General features: G+C 54.3%; 11 protein-coding genes. 8 read left to right on the top strand and 3 right to left on the bottom strand.

All coding sequences use genetic code 11. The annotated features are described in order from the left end of the window. Positions 1 to 278: 278 nt before the first annotated feature. The 3 genes from SOM40_RS17025 to SOM40_RS17015 all read left to right on the top strand — a co-directional run bounded on the left by SOM40_RS17025 (position 279) and on the right by SOM40_RS17015 (position 3,203). Positions 279 to 1,832: a peptide MFS transporter gene (locus tag SOM40_RS17025; protein WP_106994612.1), complete on the top strand. Its 1,554-nt coding sequence runs from the start codon at positions 279 to 281 to the stop codon at positions 1,830 to 1,832. A 62-nt stretch (positions 1,833 to 1,894) separates the two neighbouring features. Continuing rightward, positions 1,895 to 2,929: a Gfo/Idh/MocA family oxidoreductase gene (locus SOM40_RS17020; RefSeq protein ID WP_320530396.1), complete on the top strand. Its 1,035-nt coding sequence runs from the start codon at positions 1,895 to 1,897 to the stop codon at positions 2,927 to 2,929. Positions 2,930 to 2,981: 52 nt separating this feature from the next. After that, entirely contained in the window at positions 2,982 to 3,203 is a 222-nt protein-coding gene (locus SOM40_RS17015; protein WP_106994614.1) for a zinc ribbon domain-containing protein, read from the top strand. Here SOM40_RS17015 and SOM40_RS17010 read toward each other — a convergent pair. The 3 genes from SOM40_RS17010 to xseA form a co-directional block, all read right to left on the bottom strand. Beyond that, on the bottom strand, positions 3,200 to 3,550 hold the full coding sequence (locus SOM40_RS17010; RefSeq protein ID WP_142486688.1) for a protealysin inhibitor emfourin: 351 nt from the start codon (positions 3,548 to 3,550) through the stop codon (positions 3,200 to 3,202). The genes SOM40_RS17015 and SOM40_RS17010 overlap by 4 nt on opposite strands. Continuing rightward, complete coding sequence (locus SOM40_RS17005) at positions 3,551 to 4,570, bottom strand: M4 family metallopeptidase (protein ID WP_320530395.1); 1,020 nt, start codon at positions 4,568 to 4,570, stop codon at positions 3,551 to 3,553. A 135-nt stretch (positions 4,571 to 4,705) separates the two neighbouring features. Continuing rightward, positions 4,706 to 6,079 (bottom strand): exodeoxyribonuclease VII large subunit, encoded by a 1,374-nt coding sequence (gene xseA, locus SOM40_RS17000; protein ID WP_320530394.1) that lies wholly within the window; start codon positions 6,077 to 6,079, stop codon positions 4,706 to 4,708. A 159-nt stretch (positions 6,080 to 6,238) separates the two neighbouring features. Between xseA and guaB the strand changes: the two genes are divergently transcribed. The 5 genes from guaB to SOM40_RS16975 all read left to right on the top strand — a co-directional run bounded on the left by guaB (position 6,239) and on the right by SOM40_RS16975 (position 13,955). Continuing rightward, positions 6,239 to 7,705, top strand: a complete 1,467-nt coding sequence (gene guaB / locus SOM40_RS16995) for an IMP dehydrogenase (protein WP_106994617.1) — start codon at positions 6,239 to 6,241, stop codon at positions 7,703 to 7,705. Between the two features lie 63 nt (positions 7,706 to 7,768). Further along, entirely contained in the window at positions 7,769 to 9,346 is a 1,578-nt protein-coding gene (guaA, locus tag SOM40_RS16990; RefSeq protein ID WP_106994618.1) for a glutamine-hydrolyzing GMP synthase, read from the top strand. A gap of 688 nt (positions 9,347 to 10,034) precedes the next feature. Continuing rightward, on the top strand, positions 10,035 to 10,589 hold the full coding sequence (locus SOM40_RS16985) for a fimbrial protein (protein ID WP_313824568.1): 555 nt from the start codon (positions 10,035 to 10,037) through the stop codon (positions 10,587 to 10,589). 76 nt (positions 10,590 to 10,665) lie between these two features. Beyond that, complete coding sequence (locus tag SOM40_RS16980) at positions 10,666 to 11,376, top strand: fimbrial biogenesis chaperone (RefSeq protein ID WP_320530393.1); 711 nt, start codon at positions 10,666 to 10,668, stop codon at positions 11,374 to 11,376. A gap of 59 nt (positions 11,377 to 11,435) precedes the next feature. Then, the gene (locus SOM40_RS16975) at positions 11,436 to 13,955 is read left to right on the top strand and encodes a fimbria/pilus outer membrane usher protein (protein WP_320530392.1); all 2,520 of its coding nucleotides are present in this window, start codon (positions 11,436 to 11,438) and stop codon (positions 13,953 to 13,955) included. Position 13,956 lies beyond the last annotated feature (1 nt).

Here is a 13,956-nt window from a genome sequence, read left to right as displayed (position 1 = left end):
CCCGCGCCCGTCGCGGGTTTTTTTATGCCTGAAAGGAATGAATAATTATTGATGTGATGTCAATCACTATTCATGTTTATCCAACATAAAATCTAAGAAATAAGACGATTGTCGAACTTTCGTCTTTTTAGGGTGCTCCGGGGGCTGGACAAAAGTTGCCTTAGGTTATCAAATGGTTAAATAACATTTCGCCGGATGTAAAAAAGCTACCTAATCGCTAACCGGGTGGCTGGCTTCCGGTGTTAACAAGCAACACGACACATCGTCTCAGGAGAATTATGCAATCCTCTGTTAATAAAAACGAAAGCCGAACTTTCTTCGGCCATCCTTATCCGCTCGGCGCGCTGTTCTTCACGGAGATGTGGGAGCGCTTCTCGTTTTACGGTATTCGTCCGCTACTGATCCTGTTTATGGCGGCAACCGTCTATGATGGCGGCATGGGGCTGGCGCGTGAAAATGCCTCTGCTATTGTCGGCATCTTCGCCGGGACCATGTATCTGGCCGCGCTGCCGGGCGGCTGGCTGGCGGATAACTGGCTCGGCCAGCAGAAAGCGGTCTGGTACGGCTCAATTCTGATTGCCCTCGGCCACCTGTCGATTGCGCTCTCTGCGGTGATGGGAAACAACCTGTTCTTTATCGGCCTGATGTTTATCGTTCTCGGCTCGGGCCTGTTCAAAACCTGTATCTCGGTGATGGTGGGCACGCTGTATAAGAAAGGCGATGCGCGTCGTGACGGCGGCTTCTCACTGTTCTACATGGGCATCAACATGGGGTCATTTATCGCGCCGCTGATCTCCGGCTGGCTGATTAAATCCCACGGCTGGCACTGGGGCTTTGGTATCGGTGGCATCGGGATGCTGGTGGCGCTGGTTATCTTCCGCCTGTTTGCCGTGCCGTCGATGAAGCGCTACGACAGCGAAGTAGGGCTGGATTCTACCTGGAACAGCCCGGTGGCGAAGAAAAAAGGCGTTGGCGGCTGGTTACTGGCCCTGGCGGCGGGTATTGCGTTTATCGTGACCCTGATTGCCCAGGGTGTGATTGTCATTAACCCGGTTGCCGTGGCCAGCGTGCTGGTGTACGTCATTGCCGCCTCGGTGGCGCTCTACTTTATCTGGCTGTTCATGTTTGCCGGTCTGAACCGTAAAGAGCGCGCCAGGCTGCTGGTCTGCTTTATCCTGCTGGTGTCGGCGGCCTTCTTCTGGTCTGCGTTTGAACAAAAGCCGACCTCGTTTAACCTTTTCGCCAACGACTACACCAACCGCATGATCGGTGATTTTGAAATTCCCGCGGTGTGGTTCCAGTCGATTAATGCCCTGTTTATTATCCTGCTGGCGCCAGTCTTTAGCTGGGCCTGGCCGAAGCTGGCGAGCAACAACATTCGCCCGAGCAGCATCACCAAATTTGTGATCGGCATTCTGTGTGCGGCAGGGGGCTTTGGCCTGATGATGCTGGCGGCGCAGAACGTTCTCAGTAATGGTGGGGCGGGCGTATCGCCGTTCTGGCTGGTGGGCAGTATCCTGATGCTGACCCTCGGTGAACTGTGCCTGAGCCCGATTGGTCTGGCGACCATGACCCTGCTGGCCCCGGAGAGAATGCGCGGCCAGATGATGGGCCTGTGGTTCTGTGCCAGTGCCCTGGGTAACCTGGCGGCGGGCCTGATTGGCGGTCATGTGAAGGCCGATCAGCTGGATATGCTGCCGGATCTCTTCGCGCGCTGCTCCATCGCACTGCTGATTTGTGCCGCTGTCCTGATGGTGCTCATTGTTCCGGTGCGTCGTATGCTGGAAAATACGCAGACAAAAAACGAGCCGAAACCCGTAACTAACGCCTGATATCTGCCCGACCTGGCCGGGGCGTGCGTTACGCTCCGGCCTTGCCAAAACAGAGGTGATACATGCAGATAGGGTTTGTTGGACTTGGCGCGGTGGTTGAAACCGCCTACTTACCCGCACTACAAAACACCTTTGGCGCGTCCCTGCGCTGTCTGGGGTTTGATATCCAGCCCGCCAGAACCCTTGATGGCGTCACCCGCTGTCCAACGCTCGCCGACCTGCTTGCCCGGCCCCTCGATACGCTGTTTATCACCACCGCATCGCTGCAGCACCTTGAGGTGCTCGAGCAGGCCCTGGCGTCCTCCATCCCGCGCATTGTGGTCGAAAAGCCGATTGTCGCCACCCTTGCTCAAATCGACAGAGTGAAAACGCTGTTGGCGAGACCGGAAGCGGCCTCCAGGGTGCTGGCCCTCGATCACTGGATGGCGCGCATTAACCTGGTGCAGCTGGGATTGGTCAGGGACTTGTCGGACATCGCCAAGATCGACGGTTTTTTACAGGAGCCGAGCGGGTTTAACGCGGCGGGGGAACCCATCGCGCTCAACTTTGCCACCGGGGAACCGGACACCCGCACGCTGCGCCATCCTGACGGGGTGATTCTGGATATTGGTACGCACGTGCTGGCGATGATGCGGGAGACGGTGCGTTACCTGGGCGGCGACGGCGATATTGCCCTGCAGGTTGTCACCGCCAGAGATCGTCTGGGATGCGATATCGCCAGAGGCGATCTGACCACCGCGGAAGGCGAGGCGCATCTTCAGGGGCAGGTCAGCGGCGTGCCGGTGGAGATCTGGCTCAATAAATATGCCGGGCCGTCCGGAGGACAAAAAGGGCTGCGGCTGCATCTGCGGGATGGACGCGTGATGAGCCACGACCGGCGCGGGGCAGAAGATGTGCTTGAGCTGATCGAGGGCGACAAGGTTCAGTCCTGGCGTTTTGGTGGCACGATCTATGAGCGCTGTCTGGCGGAGCATATTCTGGGGGAGCACAGTCTGTTTGCACGCGCCCCGGCCGAAGTAAGCCGCACGACGCAGCGCAGACTGGAAGAGGTGGAGCTGCTGCTGACATTACAGCAGCAGCTGCGTGGCCCTCAGTGAACGCATCGTGTTAACATCAGTGCAGAACTGAATGTCCTTCAAAGGAGTCATCATGTCGATTACCTGCCCGGATTGTCATGCAGAGCTGGAGCCGCAAAACGGCGTGGCGCACTGCGAGCGTTGCAACAAAGATATCGCCCTGGAAGCGCGCTGCCCGGAGTGCCATCAGCCACTCCAGGTATTAAAAGCCTGTGGTGCGGTGGATTATTTCTGCCAGAACGGCCACGGTCTGATCTCGAAAAAGCGCGTGGAGTTCGTCAGGGCTGACGCTTAATCGCAGACGCAGCCTTCGCCTTTCTGCCAGAGTTCGACCAGCGACTCTGGCGCTTCCTGCTCGGGAACCAGCACAATGATGTCGGTGTATTGCGCCTGATTGTGCCGGGTCCAGATGATCTGAATGCGAAAATAGCGCTGGTCGCCGCCGCCGGGTGACGACCGCTGGCCAGGCGGCTCTCCCCGTGGAATAGCCTGCTCCAGTATGTTTACCACGCGCTGGCGCTGCGCGCTGTTAAGCGTCGAGAGCGCGATCCGCCGCAACCCGCTGAGATGGGGAATATAGGCCACACCACCTTCACGCGCCAGCTCGACCACCGCGTCATCCGTCAGTTCCGGAACCTGCATTTACAACACTCCCACCTGTTTCCAGGCTTGCTCAATGGCTGCGGCGACGTCACCACCCGATCGCTTTTCACCGTGTGCTACCGTCAGTTTCGCAAAGGCGTCAAAATCTGCATCTTGCGCCAGCTGTCGATCGCAAACTGTGTCATACCAGGCATAACCGGCTTTCTCCCAGGCATGGCCGCCAATGGCCGTCGCGGCAAGATAAAACGCGCGATTAGGAATACCCGAATTAAGATGCACGCCGCCGTTATCTTCGCGCGTTTTGATAAAGTCTTTCATATGCGCGGGCTGCGGATCTTTGCCGAGCAGAGGGTCGTCATAGGCGGTTCCAGGTTCTGACATCGATCGCAGCCCTTTGCCATTAATTCCCTCAGCCAGCAGGCCTTCGCCAATCAGCCAGTCTGCCTCATTGGCGGTTTGCTTAAGGTGATACTGCTTTACCAGCGCGCCGAACACGTCTGATAACGACTCGTTCAGCGCACCAGATTGTTCAAAGTAGATAAGCCCGGCTTCCGTCTCTGTAACGCCGTGGCTTAGCTCGTGGGCGACTATGTCTATGGCGATGGTAAAGCGGTTAAAAATCTCGCCGTCCCCGTCGCCAAATACCATCTGCTGCCCGTTCCAGAAGGCGTTCTGGTACTCCCGGCCATAATGCACGGTCCCGGTGAGGATCAGCCCTTTATTATCGAGGGAGTCGCGCTGATAGTTTTTCCAGAAAAAATCATGGGTGATGCCCAGATAATCGTAGGCTTCGTCCACCGCCACGTCGCCGTTAGAGCGCTGCCCTTCATAGCGTACCTGGGTGCCCGGCAGCTCCTGGGTCTGCCTGGCGTTGTAAATGTCCCGCTCCCGCTGTCCGGCCTTATTAACGTGCGGCGCAGCGGGTTTTCCCGGCATGTGGGCCATCAACGTCTGGACATGGGTCAGGGTCTGGCGGGCGCAGCGCTGCTGCGGCTCAGAGCCACTCTCAATAATACGGCGAAGGATATAGGGCGGGATCACGCTAAAAGTTCGTGTCATGCGGTCTCTCCTGTTATGGCAATGCCGAAAAAAGCAACAGCTTAAGTGTATGCCATAGTGGCGAAACGGCAGGCAAGTCGGATAAATCGCGGGATGAAAGTGCGCAGGATGTAAGTTTTAACGACCTGACGCGTGTCAGGCCTTTTTGCGCGCGCGGGTTTTCTTCACCGGCGTCACGCCTTTCACTTCACTTTCCACCCAGCCGTCTGACAGCCGTGTGGTGAGCAGATCCCCGGCTTTGACCTGTTTGGTTTGCTTCAGCACGTTGCCGTCGGTCACGGTCGTCACGCTGTAACCGCGCGCCAGCGTTGAGAGCGGGCTGACGGCTTCCAGATGGGTGACCGCGTTACCAAAACGCTCGCGGGTGCTGCTCAGGCGCGCGCGCAGGTTATCTGCGAGGCGGTACTCCAGCTGTTGAATACGCGTTTGCGCGCGATAAATGCGCGGCTGCGGGTTGTGCTGATTCAGGCGTTGAGTGGTGCGCTGCTGGCGCTGGACCGCCCGTTTAAGCTGATTATCCACCGCGAGGTTCATCCGCTGGCGCAGACGTTCCAGCACGGTTTGCTGACGCGCCAGACGCAGCTGCGGATGCTGCTGCTGCAGGCGGTGATGAAGCTGAGTAAAGCGACGGGTGCGGTTGGCGAGGAAATAGTCCATCGCCATCTCCAGCCGCTGCTGGCCGTTCTGCATCTGGCGCAGCAGTTCGAGCTGATTACGGCTCACCATTTCAGCCGCGGCAGAGGGCGTGGGTGCCCGCAGGTCGGCAACAAAATCGGCAATAGTGACGTCGGTTTCATGCCCGACGGCGCTGACCACCGGGATCTGGCTGGCAAAAATCGCCCGGGCCACGCGCTCGTCGTTAAAGCTCCAGAGATCTTCCAGCGAGCCACCCCCGCGCCCGACGATCAGCACATCACACTCCTGACGGGCGTTGGCAAGCTGAATGGCGCGGACAATCTGTCCGGGCGCATCGTCACCCTGTACGGCGGTCGGGTAGATGATCACCGGCAGGGAAGGGTCGCGGCGTTTCAGGACGTGCAGAATATCATGCAGCGCGGCACCGGTTTTCGAGGTGATCACCCCTACGCAGTGGGCAGGGGAGGGGAGCGGCTTTTTGTACTGCTGATCGAACAGCCCTTCTGCCGACAGGGCGGCTTTCAGCTGCTCATATTTTTGCTGCAGAAGACCTTCACCCGCTGGCTGCATGCTCTCAACGATAATCTGATAATCACCGCGCGGTTCGTACAGGGTGATACTGGCGCGAACCAGAACCTGTTGCCCGTGCTGCGGCCTGAACGTCACCCGACGGTTGCTGTTGCGGAACATCGCGCAGCGCACCTGAGCGGTGTTGTCTTTCAGGGTGAAGTACCAGTGACCGGATGCCGGCTGGGTGAAATTAGAAATTTCTCCGCTGATCCACACCTGGCCGATTTCCTGCTCAAGCAGCAAACGGACCGTCTGGTTAAGGCGGCTGACGGTATAAATTGAGGGGGATTGAGAGGATAACATGTGAGCGGGATCAAATTCTAAATCAGCAAGTTATTCAGTCGATAGTAACCTGATAAGAGGCAATCGCAAGCATTTTTTATAAAAAAGTGTAGATGCAATCGGTTACGCTCTGTATAATGCCACGGCAATATTTAACCACCCAGGTCAGAGATATTGCCCATGCTACGTATTGCTAAAGAAGCACTGACGTTTGACGACGTCCTCCTCGTTCCCGCTCACTCCACCGTTCTGCCGAATACTGCCGACCTCAGCACGCAGTTGACTAAAACCATTCGCCTGAACATTCCTATGCTCTCCGCGGCAATGGACACCGTGACTGAAGCGCGCCTGGCTATTGCCCTGGCTCAGGAAGGCGGCATTGGCTTTATTCATAAAAACATGTCTATCGAGCGCCAGGCAGAAGAAGTTCGCCGCGTGAAGAAACATGAATCTGGCATCGTTACCGACCCACAGACCGTTCTGCCAACCACTACTCTGCACGAAGTGAAAGCCCTGACCGAGCGTAACGGCTTTGCAGGCTATCCGATTGTGACTGCTGATAACGAGCTGGTGGGCATTATCACTGGCCGTGACGTGCGTTTCGTCACCGACCTGAACCAGCCGGTCAGCGTCTACATGACCCCGAAAGAGCGTCTGGTCACCGTGCGTGAAGGCGAATCCCGCGACGTGGTGCTGGCAAAAATGCACGAAAAACGCGTTGAGAAAGCGCTGGTTGTGGATGACAGCTTCCACCTGCGCGGCATGATCACCGTTAAAGACTTCCAGAAAGCAGAACGTAAACCGAACGCCTGTAAAGACGAGCATGGCCGTCTGCGCGTGGGCGCTGCGGTTGGCGCTGGCGCAGGCAACGAAGAGCGCGTTGATGCGCTGGTTGCTGCGGGCGTTGACGTCCTGCTGATTGACTCCTCTCACGGCCACTCCGAAGGCGTGCTGCAGCGTATTCGTGAGACCCGTGCAAAATACCCTGATCTGCAGATCATCGGCGGTAACGTTGCGACCGGCGCAGGCGCTCGCGCCCTGGCTGAAGCGGGTTGCAGCGCGGTGAAAGTGGGTATCGGTCCAGGCTCCATCTGTACCACCCGTATCGTGACCGGCGTGGGCGTTCCGCAGATCACTGCGGTATCCGATGCGGTAGAAGCGCTGGAAGGCACCGGTATTCCGGTTATCGCTGACGGCGGGATCCGTTTCTCTGGCGACATCGCCAAAGCCATCGCGGCCGGTGCCGCAGCGGTAATGGTGGGTTCCATGCTGGCCGGTACCGAAGAGTCCCCGGGCGAGATCGAACTGTTCCAGGGCCGTTCTTATAAGTCGTACCGTGGGATGGGTTCTCTGGGCGCGATGTCCAAAGGCTCTTCTGACCGTTACTTCCAGACCGACAACGCCGCCGACAAACTGGTGCCGGAAGGTATCGAAGGCCGCGTGGCTTATAAAGGCTACCTGAAAGAGATCATTCACCAGCAGATGGGCGGCCTGCGCTCCTGTATGGGTCTGACCGGCTGTGGTACCATCGACCTGCTGCGGACTAAAGCGGAATTCGTGCGTATCAGCGGCGCGGGTATTCAGGAAAGTCACGTTCACGACGTGACCATCACCAAAGAGTCCCCGAACTACCGTATGGGCTCCTGATAAGTTTTCACGCCCGGCTATATGCCGGGCGATTTTGTTTCACTTGCCTCGGAATTAGCGTCAATGACGGAAAATATTCATAAACATCGCATTCTCATTCTGGATTTCGGTTCGCAATACACTCAGCTGGTCGCTCGTCGCGTCCGTGAGCTGGGCGTTTACTGTGAGCTGTGGGCGTGGGATGTCACGGAAGCACAGATTCGCGAATTCAATCCAAGCGGTATCATCCTCTCCGGCGGCCCGGAAAGCACCACCGAAGACAACAGCCCGCGCGCGCCGCAGTATGTATTCGAAGCCGGCGTGCCGGTGTTCGGCGTCTGCTACGGCATGCAGACTATGGCGATGCAGTTGGGTGGCCACGTTGAAGGGTCTAACGAACGTGAGTTCGGCTACGCGCAGGTTGAAGTTCAGACTGAGAGCGCCCTGATCCGCGGTATCGAAGACTCCCTGACCGCCGACGGCAAAGCGCTGCTGGACGTGTGGATGAGCCACGGCGACAAAGTCACCGCCATCCCGTCTGACTTCGTGACCGTCGCCAGCACCGAAAGCTGCCCGTTCGCCATCATGGCTAACGAAGAGAAACGCTTCTACGGCGTGCAGTTCCACCCGGAAGTGACTCACACCCGTCAGGGTCTGCGCATGCTGGAGCGTTTTGTCATCGACATTTGCCAGTGTGAAGCCCTGTGGACGCCAGCAAAAATCATCGACGATGCGGTTGAGCGTATTCGCCAGCAGGTCGGTGACGACAAAGTGATCCTCGGCCTCTCCGGCGGCGTTGACTCTTCCGTAACCGCGATGCTGCTGCACCGCGCCATCGGTAAAAACCTGACCTGCGTGTTCGTGGACAACGGTCTGCTGCGCCTGAACGAAGCCCAGCAGGTGATGGACATGTTTGGCGACCACTTTGGCCTGAACATCGTTCACGTTGAAGGCGAAGAGCGTTTCCTGACCGCGCTGGCGGGTGAAAACGATCCGGAAGCGAAACGTAAAATCATCGGTCGCGTGTTCGTGGAAGTGTTCGACGAACAGGCGCTGCGTCTGGAAGACGTGAAGTGGCTGGCCCAGGGCACCATCTACCCTGACGTGATCGAATCTGCGGCATCCGCAACCGGTAAAGCACACGTCATCAAATCTCACCACAACGTGGGCGGCCTGCCGAAAGAGATGAAGATGGGTCTGGTTGAACCGCTGCGTGAGCTGTTCAAAGACGAAGTGCGTAAGATCGGCCTGGAGCTGGGTCTGCCGTACGACATGCTCTACCGTCACCCGTTCCCGGGGCCGGGCCTGGGCGTACGCGTGCTGGGCGAAGTGAAGAAAGAGTACTGCGACCTGCTGCGTCGTGCGGACGCGATCTTCATTGAAGAGCTGCACAAAGCTGACCTGTACAACAAAGTCAGCCAGGCGTTCACCGTGTTCCTGCCGGTTCGTTCTGTGGGTGTAATGGGCGATGGCCGCAAGTACGACTGGGTTGTCTCCCTGCGTGCGGTTGAGACCATCGACTTTATGACTGCCCACTGGGCGCACCTGCCGTATGACTTCTTAGGCCGCGTCTCTAACCGCATCATCAACGAAGTAAACGGCATTTCGCGGGTAGTGTATGACATCAGCGGGAAGCCACCTGCGACGATTGAATGGGAATAATCTGCTAATCGTACCGGGTTGTTTATAACCTGAAGAACGCATAAAAGCCCTCTAATACAGAGGGCTTTTTTTATTTTTTGTGAACATTTTATGCACAATGCGTTCTGTTAATGGCAAAAATATTATGAAGTAAATAAATAAAGAGAACTTAATTACTCTAAAAAACGCTTTAATTTAATATCATTATGTGGGTTTTTGATTTTAAATTATTTAATTTGTGAATAAGCCAATCATTTATATATCTATTATCCATTGATGGTTTTTTTCTTTATAAATAGTTTAAATAACTGATGGGTGTAAGTAGATTGGTTGTTTATCCTGTCCGCCAGATGGTTTTGTAGGGCTTATGCTTTGGCTTTAATAAGCAACGACTAAAATGACTTTTATTATTCTGGCGATATTTTTAACGTTGTGTTTTTTAACTTGATGAAATGGAACGTATTATATGTTCGTGATTGTTTTTTGAACGGATTAAGTGGGTTGTTTTAAATTTTGGAATTTATTAAGCTTATTACTCCAGCAGCTAATAACACTGCATCTGCATTCGTATTGCTTTCACTACGTGTGCATATAGTTAGTGGTAATGATGGTGGAAAAGATGGCGTTAGATTTATTTAAAATTGCTTTCTGAATAATTACATCTCCATTGGAATGAAGATGTGTTTGCTTAATTAAATAAGGATATATTATGACTGGTTTAAAAAAAATTGCCTTAGCATTTACCGTAGTTGCTCTTCCATATTCTGCACTGGCTGCGCCGACGGTGACATTTGAAGGTGAAGTAACCGATCAAACCTGTTCCGTTAATATTAACGGACAAACCAGTTCTGTGGTCATGCTGCCAACAGTAGCTGCAACGGAGTTTGGTACTACTCTGGCTAACGGTCAAACTGCAGGCCTGACGCCATTTACCATCTCCCTGAGTGGCTGTAAGTCTTCGACCTCAAGCACCAATATCACCACCAAATTCCTCGGTTACGATGTTGATAGCACCACCGGAACGCTGGGTAACCGCGCCACTACGGATGCGGCTACAGGCTATGGTATTCAGTTGACCACTTCCGGTACAGGCGGCACCGCAGTACAACTGTCTGGTGTAACCAGCGTACCAGGTCTGGTGCTGGCGGCTAATGCCACCACAGCAAGCTACGAGTTTGGTGCTCAATACTATGTTGTTGATGCGGCTACTGCTGCTCCAGGTAAAATCAGCGCTGTTGCGGAATACACAGTAAGCTACCTGTAATTAGGTACATTCTGGCCTGGCGGAGATCGCCGGGCCAGAATGTATATTCAGCTGTAAAAGGCGTGGAGTTCGAGGGATGTACAAGTTTTTCATTTTTCTGATTATTTTTATTGTATCAGGCATAAACACCGCGTCTGCCAGTGTCGTAATGACAGGGACTCGCGTCATTTTCCCTGAGCAAGCAAAAGAAAAAACAGTTCAATTAAGAAATCCTGATAACAAAGCTTATCTTCTTCAGATGCAGATTGACGATCATGAGGAAATTAAAGAAAAAGCTGACAGCTCATCATCGTTTATAGTTACGCCACAAATATTTCGTATGGAGCCCAATTCGGGGCAATCAATTAGAATAAAGTATATTGGCGATAACTTACCACAGGACCGCGAAACTATTTTTTATTTCAGCTTTAGCCAGCTGCCTTTACTGAAAAAAAACGAACAGGCCGCGAATCAACTGGTTCTTGCTGTGACCTCACGAGTGAAAATTTTCTATCGTCCTGAAGGTATTGCTGGTGCTCCTGCCGATGCTGTGAAGGCTTTACGCTTTAGCCTGGATGGCAAGCGTATTAAGGTAAGTAATCCAACGGGGTATCATGTCGTTGTCAGAAAAGCGAGTTTACTGGTTAATGGTAGAGAAATTACCCTGGCCGATTCGACCCTGGTAGCACCGAAAAAAGAGACCGAATGGACGCCTTCTGCGTCCGTATCCCGCCTGGCAGGAAGCCAGTTACGTTTAGTGGTCGTCAATGATTACGGCGTTGATAACGTGAATACCATTAACCTCTAAAGAGAATTTTATTCAATTCTTTGCTGTATGTTAAATCATTTGGGATGGATACCAAATCAATGAAATATCCTGCAATGCTATGCTTGATATTGGCATCGGTTTCTGCCGCGCAAGCTGCCTCTGAAAACGAGCACGTAAGTACAAATAATTCGACATCGGACAACGATTACGTGTTTGATAAGGATTTATTCCGCGGGGGGCGATTTAGCGAGGAATTATTAGGGCGTTTAACCAGGCCGAACAGTATCCTGGCTGGCCAGTATAAAATGGATATTTATATTAATAGCCAGTTTTCTGAGCAATATAATATCGATTTTATTGAGCAACCCGATGGTTCAGTGAAACCCTGCCTAACGCCTGAGATGCTAACAGCAATAGGCCTGAAGAATGTGGAGAATGCCGAGGGTACCTGCAAACTGATCGAGCAGGTTGCCAAAGGGAGCAGCACCTATGTTGATGCTTCCCGTTTTCGGCTGGATTTTACTATCCCTCAGATGCTGTTGAATAAAGTGCCGCGTGGCTATGTCAATCCGCGGGAACTGGATACCGGCAGTTCGCTGGGGTTTGCCAACTATATTGCTAACTATTATCACGTCTCCTATTCAGATAATGAAATGAGGGACAGAGATTCCGTGTGGGCATCGCTGAACGGTGGGCTTAATCTCGGAAGCTGGCAGTATCGTCAATTATCCAACATCAACTGGGATAAAGAGGGCGGGAGTAAATGGAATAATATCCGCAGCTATGTGCAGCGGCCCTTACCCCTTATCCAGAGCCAGCTGATGATGGGAGAATTGATCACCAACGGGCGCTTTTTTTCCGGCCTGGATTATAACGGCGTGAGCCTGTCGAGCGATGAAAGGATGCTCCCGGATTCAATGCGGGGTTATGCCCCGACGATCCGCGGCGTGGCGACGTCGAATGCGAAAGTTTCCGTGACGCAAAACGGTACGGAAATTTATCAGACCACCGTCGTTCCCGGTGCCTTTGAAATTAACGATCTGTATCCCACCAGCTATAGCGGGGATCTTATCGTGACCATTACCGAAGCCGACGGTTCTGTCAGCCATTTTAGCGTACCGTTTTCGGCTGTCCCTGAATCCATGCGTCCAGGCATCTCGCGCTACAGCGTTGAAATAGGTAAGACGCGGGATAGCGGGGAAGAGGCACCGTTCAGCGATCTGATTTGGCAGCGCGGGATAACCAATAGCATCACGTCGAACATGGGGCTGCGTATTTCCGATGGCTATCAGTCAGCGTTAATAGGTGGGGTGTACGGCAGTTATCTGGGGTCGTTTGGCGTGGATGCCACCTACTCCCGGGCTGATTTACCCGACGAGGGCTACACCGAGGGCTGGATGGCACACCTTGCATGGAGCAAAACGTTCCAGCCAACAAGCACGACGGTTTCCCTTGCAGGTTATCGCTATTCCACTGATGGCTATCGTGATTTCAGCGATGTACTCGGCTTACGTGAGGCATGGAAGCGCGGCGAGGCGGATGACTGGCAGTCCAGCACCTATCGTCAGCTTGCGCGCTTTGATGTGTCAGTCAGTCAGAGTCTGCAGAGCTACGGCAATATTTTCCTGACCGGTTCGGCGCAAAGCTACCGCGGCGACCGGAATAAGGATATGCAGCTGCAGTTTGGCTACAGCAATACTTTCGCGTATGGCATCGCCATGAACCTGTCCGTGGGTCGGCAGCGGACGGGAAGTTATAACGATGATGAAGGAAGTATGCAGACCATGACGTCCTTATCGTTTTCGATTCCGTTTGGTTCAGGTCCGCGTGCGGCAGACCTGACAAACTCCTGGACCCACTCTTCTGACGGCGGCGATCAGTATCAGACCGCTGTTTCGGGGATGGTGGATGAAGCCATGACCACAAACTACAACCTGAACGTGACCCGCGATCAGGAAAACAAACAGACCACCGTCGGTGGCAACCTGCAGAAACGAACGACGTTTGCCACGCTGGGCGTGAATGCCTCGCAGGGGCAAGGGTACTGGCAGGCATCGGGTAATGCGCAGGGGGCATTTGTTGCCCATTCCGGCGGCCTGACGATGGGGCCGTATCTGGGCGATACCTTTGCGCTGGTCGAGGCGAAGGGCGCCACAGGGGCAAAAATCTATAGCTCGCAGCAGGTGGTGATCGACAGCAATGGGTATGCGTTGGTTCCGGCAGTGACGCCTTATCGCTACAACCGAATTTCCCTGGATCCTCAGGGGATGGAAGGCGATGCGGAGCTGGTGGACAGTGAGAAGCAGATCGCCCCGGTGGCAGGTGCTGGCGTCAAAGTGGTGTTCCGTACCCGTACCGGTACCGCGCTGCTGATCCGTACCCGTTTTAAGGATGGTCAACCGGTGCCGTTGGGGGCGGATGTGCTGGACGAAAAGGGCGATATCGTCGGTATGGCGGGTCAGGGCGGACAAATCTATGTGCGGGCTGAAAAGACCGAGGGCGAGTTAGTGGTTCGCTGGGGTGATGACGCTGAAGATAAGTGTCGTATGCCCTATAAATTTCCTGCGGCTAAACAGGGAAATGCCTTACTTAAGCTCGACGCTGTATGTGTCAATTGAT

Source organism: Leclercia sp. CFBP8987 (assembly GCF_034044995.2).
GTDB classification, from domain to species: domain Bacteria; phylum Pseudomonadota; class Gammaproteobacteria; order Enterobacterales; family Enterobacteriaceae; genus Enterobacter; species Enterobacter tamurae.
Note: the sequence above shows the minus strand (reverse complement) of the source record. Positions and strands in the feature narration are given on the sequence as shown.